The sequence below is a fragment of the Microbacterium ginsengisoli genome (genome assembly GCF_000956535.1).
Classification (GTDB): Bacteria; Actinomycetota; Actinomycetes; order Actinomycetales; family Microbacteriaceae; genus Microbacterium; species Microbacterium ginsengisoli.
In genome coordinates this window covers 112,901-138,961 of record NZ_JYIY01000080.1, presented here as the reverse complement: position 1 = coordinate 138,961, position 26,061 = coordinate 112,901, and the positions used below count along the sequence as shown (strand labels likewise).

The 26,061-nt window shown below is 70.5% G+C and carries 27 protein-coding genes and 1 tRNA gene; 11 read left to right on the top strand and 17 right to left on the bottom strand.

Annotated elements, in window-relative coordinates:
• Positions 1–29: 29 nt before the first annotated feature.
• From xseA to RR49_RS13930, 7 genes are all read left to right on the top strand, one after another.
• A complete protein-coding gene (gene xseA / locus RR49_RS13960) occupies positions 30–1,328 on the top strand; it encodes an exodeoxyribonuclease VII large subunit (RefSeq protein ID WP_045248690.1) in 1,299 nt (432 codons plus the stop codon).
• A gap of 10 nt (positions 1,329–1,338) precedes the next feature.
• Complete coding sequence (locus RR49_RS13955) at positions 1,339–1,572, top strand: exodeoxyribonuclease VII small subunit (protein ID WP_045248689.1); 234 nt, start codon at positions 1,339–1,341, stop codon at positions 1,570–1,572.
• Positions 1,572–2,204 (top strand): DUF4245 family protein, encoded by a 633-nt coding sequence (locus RR49_RS13950; RefSeq protein ID WP_045248688.1) that lies wholly within the window; start codon positions 1,572–1,574, stop codon positions 2,202–2,204. Before RR49_RS13955 ends, RR49_RS13950 begins: the two co-directional genes overlap by 1 nt.
• On the top strand, positions 2,201–2,836 hold the full coding sequence (locus RR49_RS13945) for a carbonic anhydrase (RefSeq protein ID WP_045248687.1): 636 nt from the start codon (positions 2,201–2,203) through the stop codon (positions 2,834–2,836). The genes RR49_RS13950 and RR49_RS13945 overlap by 4 nt, the downstream gene beginning before the upstream one ends.
• A 32-nt stretch (positions 2,837–2,868) precedes the next feature.
• Positions 2,869–4,263: a class II fumarate hydratase gene (locus RR49_RS13940; protein WP_045248686.1), complete on the top strand. Its 1,395-nt coding sequence runs from the start codon at positions 2,869–2,871 to the stop codon at positions 4,261–4,263.
• 102 nt (positions 4,264–4,365) lie between these two features.
• Positions 4,366–5,790 (top strand): HAMP domain-containing sensor histidine kinase, encoded by a 1,425-nt coding sequence (locus RR49_RS13935; protein WP_048808834.1) that lies wholly within the window; start codon positions 4,366–4,368, stop codon positions 5,788–5,790.
• Positions 5,787–6,446: a response regulator transcription factor gene (locus RR49_RS13930; RefSeq protein ID WP_045248685.1), complete on the top strand. Its 660-nt coding sequence runs from the start codon at positions 5,787–5,789 to the stop codon at positions 6,444–6,446. Before RR49_RS13935 ends, RR49_RS13930 begins: the two co-directional genes overlap by 4 nt.
• Positions 6,447–6,716: 270 nt before the next feature.
• Here RR49_RS13930 and phoH2 read toward each other — a convergent pair whose 3' ends face one another.
• Positions 6,717–8,072, bottom strand: a complete 1,356-nt coding sequence (phoH2, locus tag RR49_RS13925; RefSeq protein ID WP_045248684.1) for an RNA 5'-3' helicase PhoH2 — start codon at positions 8,070–8,072, stop codon at positions 6,717–6,719.
• A 212-nt stretch (positions 8,073–8,284) separates the two neighbouring features.
• Complete coding sequence (locus tag RR49_RS13920) at positions 8,285–9,067, bottom strand: isoprenyl transferase (RefSeq protein ID WP_045248683.1); 783 nt, start codon at positions 9,065–9,067, stop codon at positions 8,285–8,287.
• A gap of 80 nt (positions 9,068–9,147) precedes the next feature.
• Between RR49_RS13920 and trhA the strand changes: the two genes are divergently transcribed.
• Complete coding sequence (trhA, locus tag RR49_RS13915; protein WP_045248682.1) at positions 9,148–9,858, top strand: PAQR family membrane homeostasis protein TrhA; 711 nt, start codon at positions 9,148–9,150, stop codon at positions 9,856–9,858.
• Positions 9,859–9,872: 14 nt separating this feature from the next.
• Here trhA and RR49_RS13910 read toward each other — a convergent pair whose 3' ends face one another.
• Positions 9,873–10,136, bottom strand: coding sequence for a FeoB-associated Cys-rich membrane protein (locus RR49_RS13910; protein ID WP_045248681.1), 264 nt, complete (start codon positions 10,134–10,136; stop codon positions 9,873–9,875).
• Positions 10,137–10,206: 70 nt separating this feature from the next.
• Here RR49_RS13910 and RR49_RS13905 point away from each other — a divergent pair, with 70 nt between their 5' ends.
• Together RR49_RS13905 and greA are read left to right on the top strand one after the other, a co-directional pair.
• Complete coding sequence (locus RR49_RS13905; protein WP_045248740.1) at positions 10,207–10,602, top strand: DUF4307 domain-containing protein; 396 nt, start codon at positions 10,207–10,209, stop codon at positions 10,600–10,602.
• 69 nt (positions 10,603–10,671) lie between these two features.
• Positions 10,672–11,160, top strand: coding sequence for a transcription elongation factor GreA (gene greA / locus RR49_RS13900; protein ID WP_045248680.1), 489 nt, complete (start codon positions 10,672–10,674; stop codon positions 11,158–11,160).
• Between the two features lie 53 nt (positions 11,161–11,213).
• On the opposite strand, the gene ilvA is transcribed toward greA, so the two are convergent.
• The 5 genes from ilvA to RR49_RS13875 form a co-directional block, all read right to left on the bottom strand.
• Positions 11,214–12,440 (bottom strand): threonine ammonia-lyase, encoded by a 1,227-nt coding sequence (gene ilvA / locus RR49_RS13895; protein WP_045248679.1) that lies wholly within the window; start codon positions 12,438–12,440, stop codon positions 11,214–11,216.
• 117 nt (positions 12,441–12,557) lie between these two features.
• Entirely contained in the window at positions 12,558–13,451 is an 894-nt protein-coding gene (locus RR49_RS13890) for a M48 family metalloprotease (protein ID WP_045248678.1), read from the bottom strand.
• A gap of 18 nt (positions 13,452–13,469) precedes the next feature.
• The gene (locus RR49_RS13885) at positions 13,470–14,036 is read right to left on the bottom strand and encodes a LemA family protein (RefSeq protein ID WP_045248677.1); all 567 of its coding nucleotides are present in this window, start codon (positions 14,034–14,036) and stop codon (positions 13,470–13,472) included.
• A gap of 81 nt (positions 14,037–14,117) precedes the next feature.
• The gene (locus RR49_RS13880) at positions 14,118–15,431 is read right to left on the bottom strand and encodes a D-arabinono-1,4-lactone oxidase (RefSeq protein ID WP_045248676.1); all 1,314 of its coding nucleotides are present in this window, start codon (positions 15,429–15,431) and stop codon (positions 14,118–14,120) included.
• Positions 15,428–16,654 (bottom strand): alanine racemase, encoded by a 1,227-nt coding sequence (locus tag RR49_RS13875; protein ID WP_045248675.1) that lies wholly within the window; start codon positions 16,652–16,654, stop codon positions 15,428–15,430. Before RR49_RS13875 ends, RR49_RS13880 begins: the two co-directional genes overlap by 4 nt.
• A gap of 107 nt (positions 16,655–16,761) precedes the next feature.
• Between RR49_RS13875 and RR49_RS13870 the strand changes: the two genes are divergently transcribed.
• Positions 16,762–17,295, top strand: a complete 534-nt coding sequence (locus RR49_RS13870; RefSeq protein ID WP_245610991.1) for a DUF6328 family protein — start codon at positions 16,762–16,764, stop codon at positions 17,293–17,295.
• Positions 17,296–17,377: 82 nt separating this feature from the next.
• Here RR49_RS13870 and RR49_RS13865 read toward each other — a convergent pair.
• The 9 genes from RR49_RS13865 to RR49_RS13825 all read right to left on the bottom strand — a co-directional run bounded on the left by RR49_RS13865 (position 17,378) and on the right by RR49_RS13825 (position 26,014).
• Positions 17,378–17,450, bottom strand: a tRNA-Leu gene (locus tag RR49_RS13865).
• 32 nt (positions 17,451–17,482) lie between these two features.
• Positions 17,483–18,757: an ATP-binding protein gene (locus RR49_RS13860; protein ID WP_045248673.1), complete on the bottom strand. Its 1,275-nt coding sequence runs from the start codon at positions 18,755–18,757 to the stop codon at positions 17,483–17,485.
• 170 nt (positions 18,758–18,927) lie between these two features.
• The gene (locus tag RR49_RS13855; protein ID WP_045248672.1) at positions 18,928–20,328 is read right to left on the bottom strand and encodes an NAD(P)/FAD-dependent oxidoreductase; all 1,401 of its coding nucleotides are present in this window, start codon (positions 20,326–20,328) and stop codon (positions 18,928–18,930) included.
• Positions 20,329–20,332: 4 nt separating this feature from the next.
• Positions 20,333–21,691 (bottom strand): S8 family serine peptidase, encoded by a 1,359-nt coding sequence (locus RR49_RS13850; protein ID WP_045248671.1) that lies wholly within the window; start codon positions 21,689–21,691, stop codon positions 20,333–20,335.
• Positions 21,691–22,218 carry a DUF501 domain-containing protein gene (locus RR49_RS13845; RefSeq protein ID WP_045248670.1) on the bottom strand — a complete coding sequence of 176 codons (528 nt, stop codon included), beginning with the start codon at positions 22,216–22,218 and terminating at the stop codon, positions 21,691–21,693. The genes RR49_RS13850 and RR49_RS13845 overlap by 1 nt, the downstream gene beginning before the upstream one ends.
• A gap of 41 nt (positions 22,219–22,259) precedes the next feature.
• Positions 22,260–22,793 (bottom strand): FtsB family cell division protein, encoded by a 534-nt coding sequence (locus RR49_RS13840; RefSeq protein WP_048808829.1) that lies wholly within the window; start codon positions 22,791–22,793, stop codon positions 22,260–22,262.
• Positions 22,794–22,822: 29 nt separating this feature from the next.
• Entirely contained in the window at positions 22,823–24,103 is a 1,281-nt protein-coding gene (gene eno, locus RR49_RS13835; protein WP_045248669.1) for a phosphopyruvate hydratase, read from the bottom strand.
• 110 nt (positions 24,104–24,213) lie between these two features.
• Positions 24,214–24,909, bottom strand: coding sequence for an O-methyltransferase (locus tag RR49_RS13830; protein ID WP_045248668.1), 696 nt, complete (start codon positions 24,907–24,909; stop codon positions 24,214–24,216).
• Positions 24,910–24,991: 82 nt separating this feature from the next.
• Complete coding sequence (locus RR49_RS13825) at positions 24,992–26,014, bottom strand: DUF1648 domain-containing protein (protein ID WP_048808828.1); 1,023 nt, start codon at positions 26,012–26,014, stop codon at positions 24,992–24,994.
• Positions 26,015–26,061 lie beyond the last annotated feature (47 nt).

Below are 26,061 nucleotides of genomic sequence, written 5' to 3'. Positions count from 1 at the left end.
CGACGCCTGGGAGGGCGCGGGAGGATCGCATGGCCAGGTTCGAGCCCGAGCTCGCCCCCGGCGAGACCCCTCCGCCGGCGTCCGTGCACCCGAGGGATGCCACGAAGGATGCCCCGACCTCCGTCGGGCGCTTCAACCAGACCATCCGCGACTTCGTGTCGGCCTGGGGGTCGGTCTGGGTCGAGGGCGAGATCACCTCCTGGAACCTGCGGGCCGGCAACGTGTACGGACGTCTGACCGATCCCGACTCCGACGCCAGCATCGCGTTCCGCATCTGGGGAAGCGTCCGCAGCCGTCTCGCCGACGATCTGAAGGTCGGCGACCACGTCGTCGCGTCGGTGAAGGCGGACTACTTCGTCAAGTCGGGTGACTTCAGCGTCATCGTCTCGGCGATGCATCCGCTCGGTCTCGGTGACCAGTTCGAGCGGATCGAGCGCCTGCGCGCCGCCCTCTACGCCGAGGGATTGTTCGACGCGTCCCGCAAGCGGCCGCTGCCGTTCCTGCCCCAGCGCATCGGCCTCATCACCGGCGAGCGCTCCGACGCCGAGAAGGACGTGCTCCGCAACGCCGAGCTGCGCTGGCCGGGCGTGCGGTTCCGCGTCGAGCACGCAGCGGTGCAGGGCGAGCGCAGCGTCGGCGAGATCGTCGCCGCCCTGGAGCTGCTCGACGCCGACCCGGACGTCGACGTCATCGTCATCGCCCGCGGCGGCGGCGACCCGCTGCACCTTCTGGGATTCAGCGACGAACGCCTCGTGCGCGCGGTGGCCGCGGCATCCACCCCCGTCGTCAGTGCGATCGGGCACGAGAACGATCATCCGATCCTCGACGATGTCGCGGACCTGCGCGCCTCGACGCCGACGGATGCAGCCAAGCGCGTCGTGCCCGACGTCGGCGAGCAGCGCGCCATCGTGCAGCAGCTGCGCGCCCGCGCGACGCTGCGGCTGACCCAGCGCGTGCAGCACGACATCGCCCAGCTCGAGCAGCTGCGCTCCCGTCCCGTGCTGCGCACGCCCGACGCCCTGCTCGACCCGCGGGTGCACGAGCTCGTGCTGCTGACCGCGCGCGGTCGCGACACCGTCGACAGACGATGGGATGCCGCGGCCCGCCAGAGCGCGGAACTGCGCGCCGCGCTGCGCGCGCTCTCCCCCGGCGCGACACTCGCGCGCGGCTACGCGATCGCCTACCACCCCGACGGGCGCGTGCTGCGCGACGCCGCCGACGCCCCCACGGGGAGCGCCCTGGTCGTCACCGTCGGACGCGGCTCGCTCGCCGCGCGCAGCGAGGGCGAGCTCGCCGAGGGGCCGTCGGCGGCGACCGCCGGAGATTAGGATGGTGGGCATGACCGACTCGGACGCGCGCCCGTCTGACGTCGCCGAACTCTCGTTCGAGCAGGCGCGCGACGAACTGGTGCGGGTGGTCGCGGAGCTCGAACAGGGCGCCCCCACTCTCGAGCACTCCCTCGCATTGTGGGAACGCGGCGAGGCGCTCGCCGCCCGCTGCGAAGAGTGGCTGCGCGGGGCCAAGCGGCGCCTCGACGCGGCACGGTCCACCGCCGAAGGCGACGAGAGCTGATGACCGAGCGCATCGTCGCCGAGCTCGGCCGCGCCGAGACCCCGCAGGAGACCGCCGACCGCAAGGCCGAGTCGTCGCGGGCCTACCGGTCGAGCAAGACGTTCCGGAACCTCCTCGCCGCCCTGCTCGCCACGATGGCGATCGTCGTGGTCGTCGTGCTCGCCGTGCCCCGCGGACAGCTCGCCGCGACGCCCGCGCCCGACGTGGCCGCCCTCGCGCAGAGCCTCTCGGCCAGCATGAACCGTGCGGTCATCGCACCCGCCACCCCCACCGGCTGGACGGTGAACCAGGCTCAGGTCGAGGGCGACAGCGTCAGCGCGTGGACGATCGTCTACGTGCCGGACTCCGCCGGCTACCTGCGTGCCGCCCAGGGGTTCGACGCCGACTCGGGATGGGTGGTGCGCACCCTGTCGGGCGCCGCCTCCGACGGAACGCTCGCGATCGACGGCATCGACTGGACGCGATACGACATCTCCGATCCGAGCAAGGCCGGGAACGTGTCGTACGCGCTCGCGACATCGGCGGGCAAGGACACGATCCTCCTCTACGGCACTGCGACCGCGGCGCAGACCGCCGAGCTCGCACAGAACCTCACCGCACAGATCCGCACACTCCGGGAAGCCGCGCAATGACCGACACCGCTCCGCTCACCATCTGGAACCAGATGCTCGAGGGCAACGCCCGCTTCGTGACGGGCGCGCCGCAGCATCCGCGTCAAGATGTCGAGCGCCGCCACGAGCTCGCCGCCGCGCAGCGCCCGCGGGCCGCCCTCTTCGGCTGCGCCGACTCGCGCCTCGCGGCGGAGATCATCTTCGACGAAGGGCTCGGCGACCTGTTCGTCGTGCGCAATGCCGGCCAGGTGATCTCCGACTCCGTCGTCGGCAGCCTCGAGTACGCGGTCGCCGCGCTCAACGTTCCCCTCATCGTCGTGCTCGCCCACGACGCCTGCGGCGCCGTGCAGGCCGCGATCGACTCCACCGGCGAGGACGCCCCGGAGCTGCCGACGCACATCTGGCACCAGATCGCGCCCATCGTGCCGGCCGTGCGCACAGTGATGCGCGCCGAGCACGTTCCGGCCGCGCACGCCGACCCCGAGCACGTCGGCCGAGAGCACCTGCGCAACACCGTGCACGCACTGCTGCAGTCCTCCGAGCTCATCTCCACCGCCGTCGCCGCCGGCACTCTCGCGATCGTCGGCGCCAACTACCGTCTCGCCGAAGGAACCGCCGTGCCCGTCGTGGTCGTCGGCGGCGAGACGAACTGACCGCACACACCGCACTGGGAAGGGACAACGCTGTGACCGAGACCGAGTACCGCATCGAGCACGACACCATGGGGGAGGTGCGCGTACCCATCGCGGCGCTCTACGGCGCACAGACGCAGCGCGCCGTCGAGAACTTCCCGATCTCGGGAACCGGCCTCGAGTCCGCGCAGATCGCCGCCCTCGCCCGCATCAAGAAGGCGGCCGCGCTCGCGAACAAGGAGCTCGGCACCCTCGACGCGGGAATCGCCGACGCGATCGCCGCGGCGGCCGACGACGTCATCACCGGCGCCCACGACGACCAGTTCCCCGTCGACACCTACCAGACCGGCTCCGGCACCTCGTCGAACATGAACATGAACGAGGTGCTGGCCACCCTCGCGACGGCGCGACTCGGCTCCCCCGTGCACCCGAACGATCACGTCAACGCCTCGCAGTCGTCGAACGACGTGTTCCCCACCTCCGTGCACATCGCCGTCACGCAGGCGCTCATCGAGCACCTGCAGCCCTCCCTCGACCACCTCGCGGTGGCACTGGAGAAGAAGGCCGTGCTCTGGAAGGACGCCGTCAAGTCGGGCCGCACCCACCTGATGGATGCCACGCCCGTCACCCTCGGGCAGGAATTCGGCGGCTACGCACGCCAGGTGCGTCTCGGCATCGAGCGCATCGATGCGGTGCTCCCCCGCGTGAGCGAGGTGCCCCTCGGCGGCACGGCCGTCGGCACCGGCATCAACACCCCGCTCGGCTTCCCACAGAAGGTCATCGCCCTGCTCGCCGCCGAGACCGGCCTGCCGATCACCGAGGCCGAAGACCACTTTGAGGCCCAGGGCGCGCGAGACGGCCTCGTCGAGGCATCCGGCGCCCTGCGCACCATCGCGGTGTCGCTCACCAAGATCAACAACGACCTGCGGTGGATGGGCTCGGGCCCGAACACGGGCCTCGGCGAGCTGCACATCCCCGACCTTCAGCCCGGCTCCTCGATCATGCCCGGCAAGGTCAACCCCGTCATCCCCGAGGCGACACTCATGGTCGCCGCGCGGGTCATCGGCAACGACGCGACGGTCGCGTGGGCCGGGGCATCCGGCGCGTTCGAGCTGAACGTCGCGATCCCGGTCATGGGCACGGCGCTGCTCGAGTCGATCCGTCTGCTCGCGAACGCGACCCGAGTTCTCGCCGACAAGACGGTGGACGGCCTCGAGGCGAACCTCGAGCGTGCCGCCGCGTTCGCCGGCATGTCGCCGTCGATCGTCACGCCCCTCAACAAGGTGATCGGCTACGAGGCCGCCGCCAAGATCGCGAAGCACTCGGTCAAGAAGGGCATCACGGTGCGCGAGGCGGTCATCGACCTCGGCTACGTCGAGCGCGGCGAGATCACCCTCGAGCAGCTCGACGAGAAGCTCGACCTGCTCTCGATGACGCACGCCGGCTGACCCCGCGGCATCCGACCCGCCTGTGGCCTCTTCCGAGGGGCCGCAGGCGGGTCGCGCCATAATCGGAGCGTGGAGCAGTCACGGCGAGTTACGTCCGCGCGCATGCGGATCCTCAGCGCTCTCGTGGCCGTCACGACGCTCGGACTGCTGCTGACCGGCGCCATCAGCTTCTTCCTGCAGTACGAGCGCACGCTCGCGAGCATCGACGTGAAGCTCACCGAGAAGGTGAAGAGCCTGCCGTCACCGGCCACGGCGACGTCGGTGCCCGCGTACCTCGAGTCGGTCGTGACCGGCTTCCTGCCGGTGCCCAACGAGGCGGTCTTCGGCATCGTCGACGGACAGGCGGCTGTGTTTCCGGCCGCCGGCACGGAGTTCGGTGAGGGCGACGAGAAGGAGATCGTCTCCGCCGCCCTCGCCCAACCGGGTGCCGACGGCCACACCGTGCTGGGCACCGTCACGACCGCCGATGCCGGCACCGTGCGCTACATCGTGCAGCCGGTCTCGGTGCCGGGCGACGGGCGCACCGGCGCCTACGTGCGGATCGTCGGGCTCGACGCCGAGCTGCTGCCGTTCCGCGCCTCGGTGATCAGCTACGCGATCGCCGGAGTCGCAGTGCTCGCCGCCGTCGCGCTCATGAGCTGGTTCCTGACCGGACGACTGCTCGCACCGTTGCGACGACTCCAGGAGACCGCGGAAGCCGTGACACTCGGCCACTTCGGCGACCGGGTCGAGACCGACGGCGATGACGAGATCGCCGACTTCACGCGCACGGTGAATTCGATGTTCGACCGTCTCGAGGCCTCCGTCGACACCCAGCGGCAACTGCTCGACGACGTCAGGCACGAACTGAAGACACCCCTGACGATCATGCGCGGCCATCTCGAGATGATGAATCCGCGCGACCCCCTCGATGTCGAGGGCGTCCGTCAGCTCGGCCTGTCCGAGCTCGACCGCATGACCCAGCTCGTCGATGACATCGACCTCCTCGCGTCCGCGGAGGACAGCGACCAGTTCCAGCGCCAGGACATCGACGTGTTCGATCTGACCCTTCGGGTCGGCGGGCTCGTCACGGCCATCCCCGATCATCTCTGGGTCGTCACCGACCGAGGCTCGGGCGTCGTCGTGGGCGACGACGCCCGTCTGCGCCAGGCATGGCTGCAGCTGGCCGACAATGCGGCGAAGTACGCACCCGCGGGCAGCACGATCGAGATCGGCAGCGCGGTCGTGGACGACGTCGCTCGGCTGTGGGTGCGCGATCACGGACCCGGCATCGCACCCGCGGACCGGCGGCGTGTGTTCCGACGGTTCGACAGGGCGCAGGCGGGGCGCGGCGTGAACGGTTCGGGCCTGGGCCTCGCGATCGTCGACGCGATCGCCCGGGCTCACGGCGGTTCCTGCGTCGTGACGGAGACGCCGGGCGGCGGCGCCACGCTCACGATCGAACTCCCCCTGCACCGCAGTGCCCCCGCGCTGCCGACTCCGGTGCGCGCCGAAGACGTGCTGCACCAGCGGAAGGCCTCCGAATGACCCGCATCCTCATCGTCGAAGACGAACCCCGTATCGCGACCTTCGTGCAGCGGGGATTGGAGACCGCCGGCTACGAGACGGAGATCGTGGACAACGGCTTCGACGGCGCGGAACGTGCGCTCTCCCCCGACATCGATCTCGTCCTCCTCGACGTCGGACTCCCCGGCATCGACGGCTTCGAGGTCCTGCGTCAGGTGCGCGGGCAGGGCTCCTCCGTGCCGATCATCATGCTGACCGCCCGCACGTCGACACGCGACACGGTGGATGGGCTGGATGCCGGCGCGAACGACTACGTCGCGAAGCCCTTCACGTTCGAGGAGCTGCTGGCTCGGGTGCGCTCTCGGTTGCGCGAGAACACCACGCCCACGACGCCCGTGACGATCGTGCGCGGGGAGGTCGCCCTCGACGTCATGACCCGACGGGCCGCCGTCGACGGACGGGAGTTCGATCTGTCAGCGCGGGAGTTCGCGCTCGCCGAGCAGTTCCTCCGGCACCCCGGCCAGGTGCTGAGCCGCGAGTATCTGCTGAGCAAGGTCTGGGGTCTCGACTTCGATCCCGGCTCGAACGTGGTCGATGTCTACGTTCGTTACCTCCGCAGCAAGCTCGGCGCCGATCGCATCACGACGGTGCGCGGAGCCGGCTATCGGTGGGACTGACCCCTCATGCGAGAAGCCCCCGGTGTGGGGGCACCGGGGGCTGACGAGGAGACTCGGAACCCGAACCGTCCGATCCTCGGTCGCGACAACCGGGGGTCCGTCGCGATCACTCAGTTATCCACCGGATCGACATGGGGGGGTGGGGGGAGCCGATCCGATGCGGCAGGCGAACCTCGTCGCCGCTGCATCCATCCTGACGCGTCCAGGCGCCGAACGCCCCCCTTTCCAGATGAGAGTGTTCTCATCTTTCAGGGGGGCGCTCGAGATGCCTCAGGACAGTTCGCCGGCCTCGAGCAGATCGGTCACGAGGGCCGCGATCGCCGACCGCTCGCTGCGCTGGAGCGTGACGTGACCGAACAGCTCGTGCCCCTTGAGCGTCTCGATCACCGAGGCCACGCCGTCGTGCCGTCCGACGCGCAGATTGTCACGCTGGGCGACGTCGTGGGTGAGCACGACGCGGGAGTTCTGCCCCATGCGGCTGAGCACGGTCAGAAGCACGTTGCGCTCGAGCGACTGCGCCTCGTCGACGATCACGAACGCGTCGTGCAGCGAGCGACCGCGGATGTGGGTGAGCGGGAGGACCTCGAGGATGCCGCGCTCGGTGACCTCCTCTAGCACGTTGGAAGAGACCACCGAGCCCAGCGTGTCGAACACCGCCTGACCCCAGGGGTTCATCTTCTCGGCCTGGTCACCGGGAAGGTAGCCGAGCTCCTGGCCACCGACCGCGAACAGCGGCCGGAACACGATGATCTTGCGCTGCTGCTGCCGTTCGAGCACTGCCTCGAGACCCGCGCAGAGGGCGAGCGCCGACTTGCCGGTGCCGGCGCGCCCACCGAGGGACACGATGCCGACGCCGGGATCGGTGAGCAGGTCGATCGCGATGCGCTGCTCGGCGGAGCGACCGTGGAGGCCGAAGACATCGCGATCGCCACGCACGAGGCGGAACGAGCCGTCGCCCGAAACCCGGCCGAGTGCCGAGCCCCGCTCGGAGTGGATGATGAGACCGGTGTTGACGGGGAGGCCTGCGGCATCCTCGCTCACCGCGATCTCCGTCTCGTAGAGGTCGCTCATCTCATCGCCCGTGAGATTCACCGAGGCGATCCCCGTCCAGCCCGAGTCCACGGCCTGCTCGGCCAGGTACTCCTCGGCGATGATGCCGAGTGAGGACGCCTTCACGCGCATCGGGAGGTCTTTGGAGACCACGGTCACGTCGTGACCCTCGGACATGAGGTTCAGCGCGACAGCGAGGATGCGCGAATCGTTGTCTCCCAGGCGCAGGCCCGAGGGGAGCACCGTCGGATCGGTGTTGTTCAGCTCCACGCGGAGCGTGCCGCCCTCGCCGACCGGGACCGGGAAGTCGAGTCTGCCGTGCTCGACGCGCAACTCGTCGAGGTGGCGAAGAGCCTGCCGGGCGAAGTAGCCGAGTTCGGGATCGTGCCGCTTCCCTTCGAGTTCGGTGATCACCACGACGGGGATCACGACGGAGTGCTCCGCGAACCGGAAGAACGCGCGTGGATCGCTCAGCAGGACGGAGGTGTCCAAAACATAAGAGCGCAGGTCAGTGAACTGATCTGCGCTCTGGTGCTCGGTGACTCGCTGCTGCTGGCGTGGTGCTCGTGTGGTCACAACCGCTCCCGACCCGGGACGTGTCCCGGTGACTCGCGAGTCGACCGTTGGGCCACGAGTCGCGATCCAGGTGGCCGACTCGACCGGGCGCCTTGCCCGATGAGCACAACCTACGACCAACGGCTCTATCACCCGCATTCGGCGCGGCGTGTCTCGCGTTACGGCTTCGTGAACAGCCCGCGTCCGTTGTGATACGCGCGAAAAGTACCTGATCAGCCGCCGAAACGGCGATCACGTGAGGCGAAGTCGCGGATGGCGCGCAGGAAGTCGACCTCGCGCAGGTCGGGGCCGAGCGCCTCCACGAAGTAGAACTCGCTGTGGGCGCTCTGCCAGAGCAGGAAGTCGCTGAGGCGCTGCTCCCCCGAGGTACGGATGACCAGGTCGGGATCGGGCTGCCCTCCGGTGTAGAGATGCTCGGCGATCTGCTCGGGCGTGAGGCTGGCGGCGAGCTCCTCGAGGGTTCCGCCACGCTCGTCGTGCTGGGTGATGATGCTGCGCACCGCGTCGACGATCTCGCCGCGTCCGCCGTACCCGATCGCGAGGTTGACGTGCATGCCCGTGTGCGCGGCGGTGCGGTAGGCGACATCTCTCAGCACGCGCTGCAGCTCGTCGGGAAGGAGGTCGAGTCGACCGACGGGCTGCACGCGCCAGTCCCGTTCATGGGACAGATCGTCGGCGAGCTGGCCGATGATCTCGATGAGGTCGGTGAGCTCTCCGCTGTCCCGTTTACGGAGGTTGTCGACAGAGAGCAGGTAGAGCGAGGCCACCGAGACGCCCACGTCGTCGCACCAGCGCAGGAACTCGCGCATCTTGGCCGCGCCGGCACGATGCCCGTGTGCGGCCGAGTCGTAACCGAGCTGTCTCGCCCACCGCCGGTTGCCGTCGATCATCATCGCGACGTGACGCGGCACCTGGGCAGGCGGGATCTGACGCAGCAGACGATTGATGTAGAGGCGGTACAGCGGACCGCGGCCCTCCTGCGTTCGGCTCGACATCACCGTCCTACGCTATCGCTCTGCTGCGTATTCACCCCATGTACGACGGCTGGCATGGGCACGCCCGTAGTCTCGTTCCGATGAGCCGTTCTTCGCGAGACGTCCCTCAGCTCCCGCTCCTCGAGGCAGGAGCGGTTGCCGCGCACACGGATCTCAAGCCCACCTGGCGCGGCTGGATCCACGCCGGCACGTTCCCCGTGGCCCTCGCCGCCGGCATCGTGCTCATCTGCCTCGCAGACGGCACCGTCGCGAAGTGGGCGGCGGCGATCTTCATGACCACCTCGCTGCTGCTGTTCGGCAACTCCGCCGTGTACCACCGCTTCAACTGGGGACCGCGCGTCAAGGCGACGCTCAAGCGCATCGACCACGCGAACATCCTGCTGCTGATCGCGGGAACGTACACGCCGCTCGGTCTCCTCGCCCTCCCTCCCCAGAAGTCGACGCTCCTGCTGTCCCTGGTGTGGGGTGGGGCGCTCCTCGGCATCCTCTTCCGCGTGCTCTGGATCAACGCGCCGCGCTGGCTCTACGTCGCGCTCTACATCGTGCTCGGCTGGGCGGCGGTCATGTACATCGGCGATCTGGTCGCGGCGAACGTCGCGATGATGGTGCTGGTCGTCGTCGGCGGGCTGCTCTACACGGCCGGCGCCGTCGTCTACGCGCTGAAGCGGCCGAACCCGTGGCCCGGGGCGTTCGGCTTCCACGAGATCTTCCACGTGTGCACCGTGCTCGCGTTCCTGTGCCACTGGACGGCGAGCCTGCTCATCTGCCTCCGTCCGGCCTTCAACGCCTGAGGGGGCGGCCGTCGTCAGGCGCGGGGCGACCCGTCGTCGTCGCCGGATGCCGCAGCATCCTCTGCGGCGTCGAGTTCTTCGTTGATCTGCGCGCGGTAGTTTCCGCGGCGGATGCGGCGCAGCATGTCCCATACGAGGAAGAAGACGGCGACGGCGAGAACGCCGCCGACGATGAATCCGGCCGGTCCCGGTGTGACGAGGATCGGGTCGACGTCGCTCGGCGAGGGGGTCGGGGTGGGGGTATCGGTCGCCGCCAGCCACCAGATCACCGGGTGCATCTGTCCTCAGTTCCGCGCGCGAGCGCATAGCCTTGAAGCACCAGCCTAATCAACGAAAGCCGTGACCCTCATGACGACGCAGGAGCTGCTCGATGAGCGCTACGGGCGCACTCGCTCGCGCCGTTCGCGGCGCTGGTGGACGCTCGGCGCGGGAGCGGCGATCGCTGCGGGTGTGGGAGTGATCGCGTGGTACGCGTTCGCCTCCGCGGCCGACGCCGTGGACACGACGACGACCGCATTCCACCTGGTCGACGACCACACGGTGACCGTGACCTTCCAGATCACCGGTCCCGCCGACAAGGCGATCGCCTGCGTGCTCGAGGCCGATGACGCCGACCACGGCGTGGTCGGCTGGAAGGTCGTGCAGTACCCCGCCTCGGGCACCCACGCGCAGGCGTTCACCGAGCAGATCCCCGTGACGGGCATCGCGACCACGGGTTTTGTCAACACCTGCTGGGTGCCGTAGCCTGTCGGGATCGAATGACGACGCCCTGGCGGGAGCCGGGGCGTCGTGCCGTATGACGAAGGAGACACCGTGTCCACGGAAAACCAGGTGACCTTCCTGACCCAGGAGGCGTACGACCGCCTCGTCGCCGAACTCGAGCACCTGTCCACGACGGGCCGCGAGGAGATCGCCAAGCGCATCGAGGCCGCCCGCGAAGAGGGCGACCTGAAGGAGAACGGCGGCTACCACGCCGCCAAGGACGAGCAGGGCAAGCAGGAGGCGCGCATCCGCACGCTGCAGGCGCTGTTGAAGAGCGCGAAGGTAGGCGACGCGCCCGAGAGCCACGGCGTCGTGGAGCCCGGCACGGTCATCACCGCGCTGGTCGCGGGCGGCGAAGAGGTCTTCCTCCTCGGCAACCGGGAGATCGCCGGAGGCACCGACCTCGACGTCTACAGCGAGGTCTCCCCGCTGGGTTCGTCGATCCTCGGCCTCAAGGAGGGCGAGAAGACCTCCTACACCGCGCCGAACGGCCGCGAGATCGCCGTCGAGATCATCAAGGTCGACACGTTCACGGGCTGAACGCACCGACGTGAGACTGGCCGGTCCCCCTCGGGGGCCGGCCAGTCGTCGTCTCAGTCGGCGACGATCGTGGGCTGGAAGCCGGCCTCTTCGAGCGTGCGCAGCACGAGCGCACGGTGCTCGTCACCGCGCGTCTCGACGCTGAGCTGCAGCACGACCTCGCTGATGAGCAGCCCCTGCCCGTGGCGGGTGTGGAGCACCTCGATGACGTTGGCGCCCGCGAGGGCGAGCAGTTCGGACACGCGGGCGAGCTGGCCGGGACGATCGGGCAGCGGGATGCGCAGGCTCGTGTAGCGATTGGATGCCGCGAGCCCATGCGCGACGACGCGCTGCAGCAGCAGCGGGTCGATGTTGCCGCCCGAGAGGATGGCGACGGTCGGTCCGTCTGCGGGCACCTTTCCGGTGAGGATGGCGGCGACGCCGACCGCGCCGGCGGGCTCGACGACCTGCTTCGCGCGCTCGAGGAGCACGAGGATGGCCCGGGCGATGTCGTCGTCGCTGACGGTGACGACCTCGTCGACGTAGCGCTGCACGAGCGCGAAGGGGATGTCACCGGGGCGCTTGACCGCGATGCCATCGGCGATCGTCGGCGTCGTGTCGACCTCGAGCGGTTCGCCCGCCGCGATCGACGAGGGGTAGGCGGCCGAGTTCTCGGCCTGCACGCCGATGATCCGCACCTCGCGACCTTCGGCGGCCGCACGCAGCTTGATGGCGGCGGCGACACCCGAGATGAGGCCTCCCCCGCCGATGCCGAGCACGACCGTCCGGACGTCGGGCACCGCGTCGAATACTTCGAGGCCGAGTGTGCCCTGCCCGAGGATCACATCGAGGTGGTCGAAGGGGTGGATGAACACGGCCCCGGTGCGCTCGGCGAACTCGGCGGCGAGGCGCAGCGGCGTCTCGACGGTCGGCCCGTCGAGCACGACGTCGGCGCCGTAGCCGCGGGTGGCGAGGAGCTTGGGCACGGGGACGCCCAGAGGCATGAAGATCGTCGCCGGGATGCCGAGGCGCTGGGCGGCGAGCGCCACGCCCTGCGCGTGGTTTCCGGCCGATGCCGCGACGACGCCGCGGGCCCGCTCCTCCTCGCTCAACCGGGAGAGCCGGTAGGCGGCGCCGCGGATCTTGAACGAGCCGGTGCGCTGCAGGTTCTCCAGCTTCAGGTGCACCGGGGCGCCGAGCACCTCGGAGAGGAAGTGCGAGCTGTCCACGGGGGTGGTGGCGATCAGCGGAGCCAGGGTGGCTGCGGCATCCTCGAACTCGGCAAGTGTCGGCTCGCTCACGCGGGAGTCCTCCTCGGGCACGGCCCGTCGACCTGACGCCGCGGCTGCGAGCGCCCATCGACTCAGTCTAGGGTCGGGTGCATTCCGCTTCGGGCGTGCGTCGGGGCGCCGTCCTAGTCAGAACTTTCCGCCCATCTCGTGCAGGCGCTCGACCCGATCGGGGATGGGCGGATGCGTCGCGAACAGGCGCGACATCCCTCCGCCGCGCAGCGGATTCGCGATCCACAGATGCGCCATGGAGGTGTTCGGCTTCTGCAGCACGGTGCTCGCGCCCTCGAGCTTCTCGAGCGCCGATGCGAGACCCTCGGGGTCACGGGTCGTGAGGGCGCTGGTCGCGTCGGCGAGGTATTCGCGCTGACGGGAGATCGCGGCCTGCACGCCCGCCGCGAGCAGCGGCGCGACGATCGCGGCGACGAGCCCGAACACGAGGAACAGCGCCTGGGCCTGCGCGTTGTTGCTGTTGTTGCGGCGCATGCTTCCGAAGAACGCCATGCGCATGAGCATGTCGGCGATGAGGCCGACGGCGACGACGAGACCGAAGACGAGCAGCGACACCCGGATGTCGTAGTTGCGGATGTGGCCGAGCTCGTGCGCGAGCACGCCTTCGAGCTCGCGGTCGGTCATCAGCTCGAAGAGCCCGGTGGTCACGGTGATCGCGGCCTTGTCGGGCGAGCGGCCCGTGGCGAAGGCGTTCGGCGCCGGGTCGTCGACGACGTAGAGCGTCGGCATCGGCGTGCCGGTCGTGATGCACAGGTTCTCGACGAGCCGGTAGTACCGCGGCGCCTGCTCGCGCGTGACCTCGAACGCACCCGAGAGCGCGAGTGCCTCACGGCTGGCGGCGAAGTACTGGATGCCGGCGTACCCGGCCGCGAAGACGAGCACGAAGGCCGTCACCCACCAGTTGCCCGACATCAGCCAGCCGGCGACCAGACCGATCAGCCCGATGAAGACGACGAAGCCGACGAGGATGAACCAGGTGTTGCGCTTGTTCGCGGCGATCGCCGAATACACGCGTGCCTCGCGCCGCGATCAGAACTGGATGCGGGGCGGCTCGGCGATCGACGCGCCGTCGACCACCTCGAAGAACTCGCGCGGCGTGAAGCCGAGGTTGCGGGCGAACAGGTTGTTCGGGAACACCTTGATTTTGGTGTTCAGTTCTCGCACGCCGCCGTTGTAGAACCGGCGGGACGCCTGGATCTTGTCCTCGGTGTCGACGAGCTGCTGCTGAAGCTGCAGGAAGTTCTGGCTCGCCTGCAGCTGCGGGTAGGCCTCGGCGACCGCGAAGATCGACTTCAGCGCCTGCTGCATGTGCCCCTCGGCCACGCCGGCCTCACCGGGCGAGGAGGCGCTGATCGTCTCGGCCCGCGCCTGCGTGACGTTCTCGAACACCGCCTTCTCATGGGCCGCGTAGCCCTTGACGGTCTCGATCAGGTTCGGGAGCAGGTCGGCGCGTCTCTTCAGCTGCACCGTGATGTCGCTCCACGCCTCATCGACGCGCACTCCGAGCTGCACCAGCCCGTTGTAGGTCGCCCACAGGTAGATCCCCACGATCACCAGCAGGGCGACGATGATCAGAACCGGGATGAGCCATTCCATCTCGATCGACTCCGTTCGCGTAGTGCCCTCATACTAGTGGCGCCCTCGGGCGTGATGATGCGCTCGCGGCAGACTCTGGGTCTACTCCCCGAGGACGCGTCGGAGGTAGCGGTTGCGGAAGACCCGATCGGGGTCGAGCCGGTCGCGCAGGGCCGTGAAGTCGTCGAACCGAGGGTAGGCGGGGCGCAGGTCATCGGCGGTGCGCGTATGCATCTTGCCCCAGTGGGGACGCCCGTCGAAGGTGCGCAGCAGCTCCTCGATCGGTTCGAAGTAGGTGGCCGGGTTCTCCCGCCAGTAGCGGTGCACGGCGATGTAGCCGGTGGCGCGGCCCGAAGCCGTCGAGAGCCATAGGTCGTCGGATGCCGCGATCCGCACCTCGATCGGGAACGACACCCGGTACCGGCGCTCGTCGATGAGCGCGCGCACGGCGTCGAATGCCTCGGCGAGGCGCTCGGCGGGCACGGCGTACTCCATCTCGCGGAACCGCACGCCCCGGTGCTGCGTGAACACGGCGGTGGAGGCATCCGTGTACTCGCGTCGCCCCGTGACCTTCGCTGCGAGGCGCGACAGCGGCGGGGTGATCGCCGGCACGGCGCGGCCGAGAGCGCACACGGCGGTGAAGACGCCGTTGGAGAGCAGCTCCTCGTCGAGGAACTTCGCGACGCGGGGCAGCGGATGGCGCACGGCGCTCTCCGGCAAGCGGGTGTTGGTCTTCAGGAGTCCCACGTCGGTGTGCGGGAACCAGTAGAACTCGACATGATCGGATGCCGCGGCCCGGTCGGCGAACGTCGCCACGACGTCGTCGATCGGCTCGGGGTGCTCGACGGCGTGCAGCACGAACGCGGGCACGAGTCGCAGGGTGACCTCGACGAGGATGCCGAGCGCGCCGAGTCCGAGTGCGACCGCCGGAAGCAGATCGGCGTTCTCGGTGTCGTCGACGGTGAGGAACTCACCCTCGCCGGTGACCAGCGTGACCCCCGCGACCTGGGTCGCGATGCCGCCGAACGCGGCGCCGGTGCCGTGGGTGCCGGTGGAGATCGCCCCGGAGATCGACTGCCGGTCGATGTCGCCGAGGTTCGCCATGGCGAGGCCGTAGGGCGCGAGCAGCTTCGGGATGCGGTGCAGGCGGGTGCCGGCGCGGAAGGTCGCGAGCCGCCGCTCGCGGTCGACCCGCACGAGCCCGGTGAGGTCGCTGAGGTCGAGCAGCACGCCGGGCGCGACGGCGATGCCGCTGAAGCTGTGCCCGGCACCGACGGCCTTCACCGGCAGGCCGCGTGTGCGGGCGGCGAGCACCGAGCGGCGTACGGCGTCGGGCGTCGCGGGGTACTCGACCCGCGCCGGGCGCACGCTCTCGGTGCGCCCCCAGTTCGTCCAGGTGCCGCCGGGTCGTGTCACAGGAACGCCTTTCCCTCACCGCGGTAGGTCGCGGCCTCCCCCACGACGGCTCCCGCCGCCACGATCGCGAATCGCTCGACGCGCTCCGACAGCTCACCGCTCTTCGCGTGCCGGAACCACACCCGGTCGCCCACCCGCAGCGTCCGCGCCGCCGGCCCCTGCACCGGGGTCTGCACCTCGCCGGTGCCCTCGCGACCGAGGGTGCGCAGTCCTTCCGGCCACACCGGCGCGGGCTGCCGCGACGCGACCGGCGGGCCCGAGGCGACCCAGCCGCCGCCGAGCAGCGTCGCGATGTCGTCGGTCGGCCGACGGACCACGTCGAGGGCGAAGGATGCCGCCGGCGCCGGGTCGAACGCGCGGTAGCGCGAGAACAGATGCCCCGCGAACAGGCCGCTGCCGGCGGTGAGCTCGGTGACCGCGGCATCCGATGACGTGTACTCCAGCGACCCGGTGCCGCCGCCGTTGACGAACTCGAGCGGCGCGATGCGCGTGACCGCCGCCACGATGGCCTGCCGCCGTTCGCGCAGCTCGTCTCCCGAGGAGCGCTGCATCCAGCGGATCACGGGGTCCGACGGGCCCTCGGCGTCGGGCTGGCCGGCGATCTGCGCCTCGTACATCATGAGTCCGGTCAGGCGGAAGCCGGGTCGCGCCGCGATGTGCCGGGCGAAGCGGGCGACGTCGTCGGCGTCGTGCAGCGGCGAGCGCCGCACCCCGATGTGCCCGAGTGCGCGGCTGCGCCACGAGGCATCCGCGTCGATCGCCACCCGCACCTCGGGTCGCGTCGCGGGAGATGCGACCGCGTCGACCAGGTCGAGCTGGGCCGGGCCGTCGACCATGAGCGTCACGCGCGCGGATGCCGCCTCCGAGGCGACGAGCGCGGCGAGCACCGCCCGATCGGCGGTCGGGTATCCGACGACGACATCGTCGTGGGTGTCGGCGAGCCACAGCGCCTCGGCGAGAGTGAACGCGAGGATGCCGCGATAGCCCGGTAGGGCGAGGAGCGCATCGAGCGCCTCGCGCACACGCAGGGACTTGCTGGCGACGCGGATCGGCATACCGCCGGCGCGCGCGATCATGTCGAGCGCGTTGTAGCGCAGCGCTTCGAGACCGAGCACGGCGACGGGGGCGGAGCGGTCGGCGGTGGCGGCCGTGAGCGAGGGCCAGTAGGCCGCGGGCTGACGCCACGGCTCGCCGACGGGCGCCGCGAGCAGATCGATCGTCATCGTGCCGTGCTCCTCGTCGCCGGTGGCCGCATGCGCTCAGCCTAGGCCGCGGCGACCCGCACCGTGACGTGCGTGCTGTGCGGGTGCGTCGTGCCTACGCTGTGCACGTGAGCACTGATGAAGGCGCGCCGCAGCGCATCGAGAGCCGGCATGGAGTGAGCGACGCCGACGACGCCGTCCCGGGCGACGGTCGGTTCGAGACGGCCACCGAGAAGTCCGATCGCAACTGGACCGACATCCTTCAGGAGTTGCGCGCCACGCAGACCGGCACGCAGATCCTCACCGGCTTCCTGCTCGCGGTCGCCTTCCAGCCGATGTTCCAGACACTCGACGCGTTCGCCCGCACGTTCTACCTGTGCCTGGTGACCCTCGCGGGCATCGCCACGCTGCTGGGCCTCACGCCGATCATCATGCACCGTCGCCTCTTCCGCCATCACGAGAAGGCGCGGCTCGTCGTGATCGGCAACGTCTTCCTGCTCGCCACCCTCGCGGTCGTCTCGCTGCTCGTCGCGGGGGTCGCCGCGTTCCTGTTCGGCGTGACGGCGGGGCTGCCCGCGGGCGCGGTCGCCCTCGGTGTGACCCTCGCTGCCGTGGCCGTCATCTGGTTCGCTGTGCCGCGGCTCGGGCGCACCCCGAGCTGAGTGGCGGGGCGCGGCATCCGTCGACTGCCGATCGGCAGTCAGCGACGACCCGGCGCCCCCGAAGCCGGAGCACGGTGGGGTGTGCCCCCGCTGGGACTCGAACCCAGACTGAAGCGATTTTAAGTCGCCTGCCTCTGCCATTGGGCTACGGGGGCCCGCCCCCACCCTAGGACAGCGACACGCGCCGTCAGAGGCGGGCGAGCGCGACGATGTCCTCCTCGAACTCGGTCGTCACCTCGCGCGAGACCGTGGCGCGGGTGCCGCCGAGCGCCCGCAGGTAGTCGTCCGTGCCGACCGCGTCGCCCGTGTCGCCGGACGCGAGGGCGCGCGCAAGAGCCTCCTGCGATGCGCGCCGCGCGGCGTACTCGATGTCGGCGGGGGTGAGTCCGTCGCTGGCGTCGACGAGAGCCGAGACATCCACGTCGCCCGCGACGTCGACAGGGATGTACCGACCCCAGATCGCGCGGCGCGCCTCCGCGTCCGGCAGGCCGATCGGCAGCACGTAGTCGAAGCGTCCGTGCCGCAGGAACGCGGCGTCGAGTGCGCGGATGAAGTTCGTCGCACAGATGAGCAGCCGGCCGTCCCGCTCACGGAACTCCGCGACGAGCTTCAGCAGCTCGTTCGTGACCCCCTGCGTGGGCGACGGCGGCGTGCCGCCCCGGTGAGCCGCGATCTCCTCGACCTCATCGATGAAGACGACCGCGTGCTCGAGCTGGTCGATCGCCTCGAACGTGGCACGCAGGGCGCCGGCCATCCCCCGCGCGCTGTCGCCGAGCCGCGAGGGGAAGACTTCGACGAACGGCCAGTCGAGACGGGATGCCACGGCCCGCGCGAAAGTCGTCTTGCCGGTGCCGGGCGGTCCGAACAGCATGACCGCCCGCGGCGGCACCACCCCGAAGCGCTCGGCGAGCTCCGGCTGCGCGAGCGGCGTCACGAGTCGCTCCTCGAGGATCGTCTTCTCCGTCGTCATGCCCGCGACCGCGTTCCAGAGGTGGCGCGGCAGAATGCGACCACCCAGCTCCTTCAGCACGTCGAGCTCGCGGCGCTGCACGGGGAGCTGGCGCTCCAGGTAGCGCACCGCTCGATGCACGACGAAGGAGTTCTGCGTGAACGGCTCGACCCGCTGCCCCTCCGGCACCAGCACCGACAGTGTGCCGAGCCCGAGCGGCGCCATCCGGCGCTCGAGCGCATCGAGCAGGGCGCCGCTGATCTCGCCCGCGGCATCCGTCTCGCGCACCCCGAAGAACACCACCCATCCCTGCGCGTGGGCGGCGCGGCCGACAGCGGCCCCGACGATGTCGTCACCGCGCACCGCGACCACCGCGTGGTCGGCCTGGCAGGAGGCCACGACCTCGGCCAGCGAGTAGATCGGCGTTGCACCTTCGCCCGTCACGTGGCCCCACAACCGCACGAGCTGGTCGAGATCGTCGCCGTGGAAGTCGCGGATGTGCACCTTGGTCACTCGGGCCTCCTCGGGCGCAGCCGCCGGACCCGAGGCACCTGTGCCCCGCGGCGGGAAGCCCAGCGTGGCATACGGCACGCGCACCCCGCCAGCGGTGCGGCCGGGAGTATCCGAAGAATGCGGAACGCCGCGGCATCCGAAGATGTCGCGGCGTTCCGTGAGACGTACGCCTACTTCGCGGCGGCGGCCTTCTCGGCGACCGGCGCCTTCTCGGCGGCCGGCTTCGCGGGCGCCTCAGCCGGCTGCGGCGGACGCGGGCGCGACGCGAACTCGTCGAAGAAGCGGCGCGGCGTCTGCACGGCCTCGAGGTTCACCACGTCGCGACCGAGCCAGAAGTTGTTCCACCAGCCCCACAGCACGCGCCACTTGCGCTCCCACGACGGCATCGCGAGACCGTGGTAGCCACGGTGGGCACCCCAGGCGAGGAAGCCCTTGAGGGCGATGTTGCCCGACTGGAACACACCGTTGTAGAGGCCGAGACCGGCCACGGCGCCCAGGTTCTTGTGGATGTAGTCCTTCGGCAGCTCGCCGCGCAGCACCGCGGTGAGGTTCTTCGCGAGCTGCTTGGCCTGACGCACCGCGTGCTGGGCGTTCGGCACGCAGAAGCCGCCGACACCGCCACCGGTGAGATCGGGCACCGCCGCGACGTCGCCCGCCGCCCAGGCGCCCTCGACGACGTTGCCGTCGGCGTCGATCACGCGCAGGTCGCCCTGCGTCGTGATGCGTCCGCGCTGCTCGCTGGGCAGGTCGCTGCCCTTGACGACCTGCGGGTTGGCCATGACGCCCGCGGTCCACACGATGATGTCGGTCGAGATGACCTCGCCGGTCGAGAGCTCTACGTTGCCGTCGACGGCCCCGGTAACCTGGGTGTCGAGGTGCACGTACGCACCGCGCTTCGCGAGGTCCTTCAGAACCCACTCGCTCGTCTTCAGCGACACCTCGGGCATGATGCGGCCCATCGCCTCGATGAGGTGGAAGTGCGTCTCGTCGAACGTCAGCTGCGGGTACTTCTTCAGCAGCGACGACGCGAAGTTGCGCAGTTCGGCGAAGGTCTCGATGCCGGCGAATCCGCCACCGACCACGACGACGGTGAGCAGACGCTCCCGCTCGGGTCCGGGCGGCAGCGCCGCGGCCTTGTCGAAGTTCGAGAGGAGCTTGTCACGCACCCACACGGCCTCCTCGATCGCCTTCATGCCGATCGCGTTGTCGGCGATGCCGGGGATCGGGAAGGTGCGCGAGACCGAGCCCGCGGTGACGACGATCTGGTCGTACTCGAGCTCCCACGCCTCGCCCTCGGACGGGGTGATGGTGGCGACCTTGTGGGCGTGATCGATCTTCGTCACTCGGGCGGTGACGACTTCGGTCGACGCCAGGTGGCGACGCAGGGCGACGACCGCGTGACGCGCCTCGATCGACCCGGCCGCGACCTCGGGGAGGAACGGCAGGTAGGTCATGTAGGGAAGCGGGTCGACGACGGTGACCTGAGCCTCACCCTTGCGGAGGTGCTTCTCGAGCTTCCACGCGGTGTAGAAGCCGGCGTAGCCGCCTCCGACGATCAAGATCCTGGGCACGGTGTTAGTCACGGTGAACGGAACTCCTTGGCGAATTGATGCTCGGCGTGCGGGAGTCACGCGCCGATCGGATGCGTCGGACAGCAGCGGTGACGCCGAGCGCCACCAGTATAGTCGCGACGGTCATCCCTAACAGCGGCAGCGACCCGTACAGCAGCGTGTCCCGCGAGGGCAGCAGCAGGGACCCGCGCGGGGTGGCGGCGTCGGCCGGCGGGAGCGCCGGCAGCGCGACCGGTGTGGCGGAGTCCTCCGGCGCCGGCGACGCGTTCGCGCGACGGTGCAGCGTGATCCAGTCGGAGAGCGATCCCATCGGGTTCGCGGTCACCGTGGGCACGTCGGCGGACACGGCCGCGGCGGCGTTGACGAGCCCGTACCCGTAGAGCGCGTTGGGCACCGTGCCGAGCGAGACGCCGGGCGGAGCGGTCGCCGTGGAGATGATGCGGTTGATGACGTTCGCCGCGTCGAGGTCGGGGTGAGCGGCGCGCACGAGCGCGACGATGCCCGCGACGATCGGGGCGGCGCCGCTCGTGCCGTTCCACCGCACCAGCGACCCGCCGGGCGAGACCCCGAGAAGCTGTTCACTGGGCGCGGCGACGCCGATGGTGATCCCCTGGGTGGAGGCCTCCTGGCTCGCCTGGCCCGACGGAGTGACCCCGGCGACCGTCAAGACACCGGGTATCGTCGCCGGCGCGCCGACGCGGGTCGTCCCGCTTCCCCGGTTGCCGGCGGCGACCACGACGACGACGTCGTGCGAGAACGCGTACTGGAAGGCCGTGTCCCACGACGGATCCCAGTCGAGCGTGTTGGTCGTGAACGACAGGTTGATCACCTTCGCGCCGTTGTCGACGGCCCACTTCATGGCCGAGGCCACCTGGGTCACGAACGGCACCTTCACCTCGCTGCCGAACGAGATGGATGCCGACAGCAGCTGTGCCTGCGGAGCGACGCCGATCATGCCGGTGCCGTCCGACAGCGGGCGGGCCGCTGCGAGGGAGGCCACCCAGCTGCCGTGACCGGTGTCGCTCGAGCCGACCGGCGTGCGGCCGCTCGCCGAGCCCTCGCCCGAGAAATCGGCGCCGCCGACGACCGCGGCGTTGAGCTGCGGCGCGGCACCGATACCGGTGTCGATGATCGCGATCTTCACGCCCGCGCCCTGTGTCGTCTGCCAGGCCTGCTCGATTCCGTAGTCGGTGAGCCAGTACTCCGCCGCCCGGGCCGCGTCCTCGGTCGCTGCGTTCGCCATGCCGGTCGACGCCGGCTGCGCGCCCGAGGCCGCGACGGCGGGGATGCCGGCAGCCGACGGGGCGACGACGAACCCACCGGCGAGGAGCACGGCGGCCACGACGACCCGGCGAGCACGCATCAGGCCGCCTCGCCCCGGGCGGCCCCGGGATCGGCGCAGACGCAGCGCGAAGGCGACCAGGTCGACCGGGCCAGCGCCGCGTCGCCGATCGGATTGACGCCGGGCCCTGCCGCGAGAGCGTGGCCGGCCAGGGCATGCAGACACTTGACGCGGGTCGGCATGCCGCCGGCGGAGATGCCGGCGATCTCGTCCACCTCGCCGTACGCGGCGCGATCGGCGAGGTAGCTGGTGTGCGCGGCGCGGTAGGCGTCCGCGACATCCGCGTCGTCGAGCAGCCCCGCAAGCTCGGGCATGACGTGCTCGGCCTCGAGGGTCGACATGGCCGCCGTCGCGGCCGGATGGGTCAGGTAGTAGAACGTCGGGAAGGGCGACCCGTCGTCGAGCCGGGGCGCCGTGGCGACGACCGTGGGGTTGCCGCAGACGCAGCGCGCTGCGATGCCGAGCACCCCTCGCGCGGGGCGTCCGAGCTGGGCGCGCAGCACGGCCAGCTCGGCGTCGGTCACGGCAGGGTAGGGCGGCGTCGTCACCCCGAAAGGCTACCGGGGCGCGGCTCGGTAGACGCCGGGCGTCACGGACTCGGTGTGGCGTCCGAGGTGGGGCTCGGCGTGGATCCGTCGGTCGGCGCCGTGGCCGTCACGGCGGCCCCCGCGGCGGCCAGCGATCGCACGAATCCCGACATCCAGTCGTTGCGGGTCTGCGTGAGCTGCGCGCTCACGGGAGCCGCGTCACGAGGCTGCTGGTCGGCGGGAAGATCGTTGTCGACCAGATAGAGCACCTGACCCGGTGTCACGTAGTAGAGCCGTTCACGCGCCTGCGTGGCGATGTACGCCGGGTCGCCGAGGCGGTCGCTCTCGGCCTGGAGCGCATCGATCTGCTGCTGGGTGAGCTGCACCGCGGCACGGGCGGCGGAGAGCTTCTGCTGCTGGGCGAGGTAGGTGCCGACCGTGGGCACGAGAACTCCGACGGCCAGCACCACCAGGCCCAGCATGATCACCATGAAGCCCGACAGGCGGATGCCGCCGAGCCAATCGCGTGCGGCAAGTCGCCGAGCCCGCGGGATCTCCTCCGGAGATGCGGAAGGGGGAGTCGGTCTCTTGGCCACGACTCCCCCTTCCGGTAGATCAGCTGCGCTCAGCCCTTGAAGCGGGGGAAGGCACCGCGACCGGCGAAGACCGCCGCGTCGCCGAGCTCTTCCTCGATGCGCAGAAGCTGATTGTATTTCGCGACGCGCTCGCTGCGGGCGGGCGCGCCGGTCTTGATCTGACCCGCGTTGACGGCGACAGCGAGGTCGGCGATCGTGGTGTCCTCGGTCTCACCCGAACGGTGCGACAGCATCGAGCGGTAGCCGTTCTGCGTGGCGAGCGAGATCGCGTCGAGCGTCTCGGACAGGGTGCCGATCTGGTTCACCTTCACGAGCAGCGCGTTGGCGACGCCCAGGTCGATGCCCTTCTGCAGGCGGATCGGGTTGGTGACGAACAGGTCGTCGCCGACGAGCTGCACCTTCGAGCCCAGCGCCTCGGTGAGGTCCTTCCAGGCGTCCCAGTCGTCCTCGGCGAGGGCATCCTCGATCGTGACGATCGGGTAGTTCGCGACGAGGTCGGCGAAGTAGTCGGTCAGCTGCGCGGCCGTCCACGGCTTGCCCTCGACCGTGTAGACGCCGTCGGCGAAGAACTCGGTCGCCGCGACATCCAGGCCCACGGCGATGTCGGCGCCCGGGGTGAAGCCGGCCTTCTCGATCGCCTTCAGCAGGAAGTCCAGGCCCTCACGGTTGCTGGGGAGATCAGGGGCGAAGCCGCCCTCGTCGCCGAGACCGGTCGCGAACCCCGCGGCCTTCAGCTCGCCCTTGAGGACGTGGTAGACCTCGGTGCCCCAGCGCAGCGACTCGCCGTAGGTCTCCGCGCCGATCGGGGCGAGGAAGTACTCCTGGAAGTCGATGCCGTTGTCGGCGTGCGAGCCGCCGTTGATGACGTTGAACAGCGGCACGGGAAGCACGTGGGCGTTCGGGCCGCCGAGGTAACGGAACAGCGGGAGGTCGGCCGAGTCGGCCGCCGCCTTCGCGACCGCGAGGCTGATGCCCAGGATCGCGTTCGCGCCGGTGCGCGACTTGTTCTCGGTGCCGTCGGTCTCGATGAGGATCTCGTCGATGAGGCGCTGCTCGCTCGCCTCGACACCCTCGATCGCGGGGCCGAGCTCATCGATGACGGCGTCGACGGCCTTGAGCACGCCCTTGCCGCCGTATCGGCTCTTGTCTCCGTCGCGCAGCTCGTACGCCTCGAACGCGCCGGTCGACGCACCGGAGGGGACGGCCGCCCGCTGGACGATGCCGTCGTCGAGGAGCACCTCCACTTCGACGGTCGGGTTTCCGCGCGAGTCAAGAATCTCGCGCGCGCCTACAGCCTCGATCAGTGCCACTGAGGACTCCCTGGTTCAATCAAGAGTTCCCATTCCGGGAACAGGTGCATGCGGAGCGTCATCGGTCCTCCACCACTCTAGTGACGACGGATGCCGCCGCCACCGGCGCGTCACGAACCCGAGCGGGATGCGGCATCCGTCACGATCGCCACGGCGATGCCGTCCCATCCCTTCGCGTCGAGGGTCTGGAGCGCTGTCGCCTCGAATCGTGGGTCGGCGGCGAGGAGCGCGAGCCCCCGGCGAACCCCCTCGGCCTGCTCGTCGGATTCGTCGGTGGTGACGAGACGACCGGAACGCACGACGTTGTCGACGATCACGAGGGCGCCCGGGCGGGAGAGCCGCGCAGCATGGTCGAGATAGAGCGCGTTGGACTGCTTGTCGGCGTCGATGAAGACGAGGTCGAACCCGGGCTCGAGACCGGGGAGCACGTCGGCCCCGCGGCCGATCTCGATGCGCACCCGCTCCCCCACGCCGGCACGGTCGAGGTTGCCGCGGGCGACGGCCGCGTGCGCGGGCTCCGCTTCGATCGTCACCACCTCGCCGCCGTCGCCGACCGCGCGTGCCAGCCAGATCGTGGAGTAGCCGCCGAGCGTGCCGATCTCCAGCACCCGCCGAGCGCCGATCGCTCGCGCGAGCAGGTGCAGCAGCTTGCCGTTCAGCGGCGCGACCTCGATCGCGGGGAGACCGGCGGCATCCTGCTCGTGCACCGCCGCCTCGAGGGCGGCGTCGTGACCCACAAGGGTCTCCGCGAGGTAGGTGTCGACCCGGCGCCACACCGCGGGGGTCGGGAGGGCGTCGTCGGTCATGGCGACAGCCTCCCGGGCGGCGCGGCGAGCGTCAAGGGCGGCGGGCGGGTCGCCCGCATCGCGGCGACGTCGGGAGGCGGGGTCAGGACGCCGCGCGGCGCTCCGCGACGAGCGAGGTGAGCACGGCTGCACCGGTAGAAGCGTCGGGCGCGGTGACGGTCAGGCGGCGGCCGTCGAGGCGCGTGACCTCGATGCCGTCGCCTCGTCGCGGCACGACGCCCAGGCGTCCCGGGAGTCCGCGCAGCCCCCAGCCGCCGAAGTCCCGCAGCGGCTCGACCTGCACCGTGCGCACACGGGCGATGTCGTCGAGCGGGATGCGGAAGCGCGGCAGGCCGAGGGCCGAGACCACGATGAATCCGCCGGCGTCGACCCGCACGTGGTAGGCCGCGAGCGTCGCCGAGGCGACCAGCAGGAGCACGAACGCGATCGTCGTGATCCACGCGACGGCGCCACCGCCGCCGGTGAACCACGCGTCGACGGTGATGAGTCCGACCAGCAGCAGCGCCGCGACGATCGGCACGACCGCTCCGCGAGGAAGCGCGGTCGTGGCCGTCCACGCCCTCGGGAGCGCACCGGAGGCGGTCTCACCCACGGGCGCGGCGGGCGACGTCGGCGCGATCGGTGCGGAGAACGGGAGCCCGCCCTGCGACGGCTGCGCGAACCAACCGATCAGACCGAGCGCGAGACCGGCGAGCAGCACCCACCACGACCCGCCCGCGTGCGCGCTGCCCCCATCGGCCGCACGGAGGTTCGCGAGTGTCGAGCTGATACCCGCGGCGGTCAGGAAGCCGGCGACCCCGAGGCCGATCGCCCCCAACAGGCGGAAAACGAGTCCCCGGTGGCCGCGGAGGAGCCCGGGCAGCGACACGGCGAACAGGGTTCCGGGAACGACGAGTCCGATGAGGCCGGTCACGAGAGCCAGCACCCACGGCGGTCCGTACGCGTTCGGCGCGCCCGAGGCATCCCAATGGGTCGCGACCGTCGCGGGCAGGTGCGGCAGCGCGACCAGCTGCAGCACGACATTCGCGAGCCACAGCACACCCGGCAGCACGGCGCCCACCAGGACGTACGACCTGACCACCCGTCGCTGCGATGCCTCGGCCATGTGACCCGCCCCCCCTTCGGCCGCCGATCGCGGCTCCCTCGATTCTG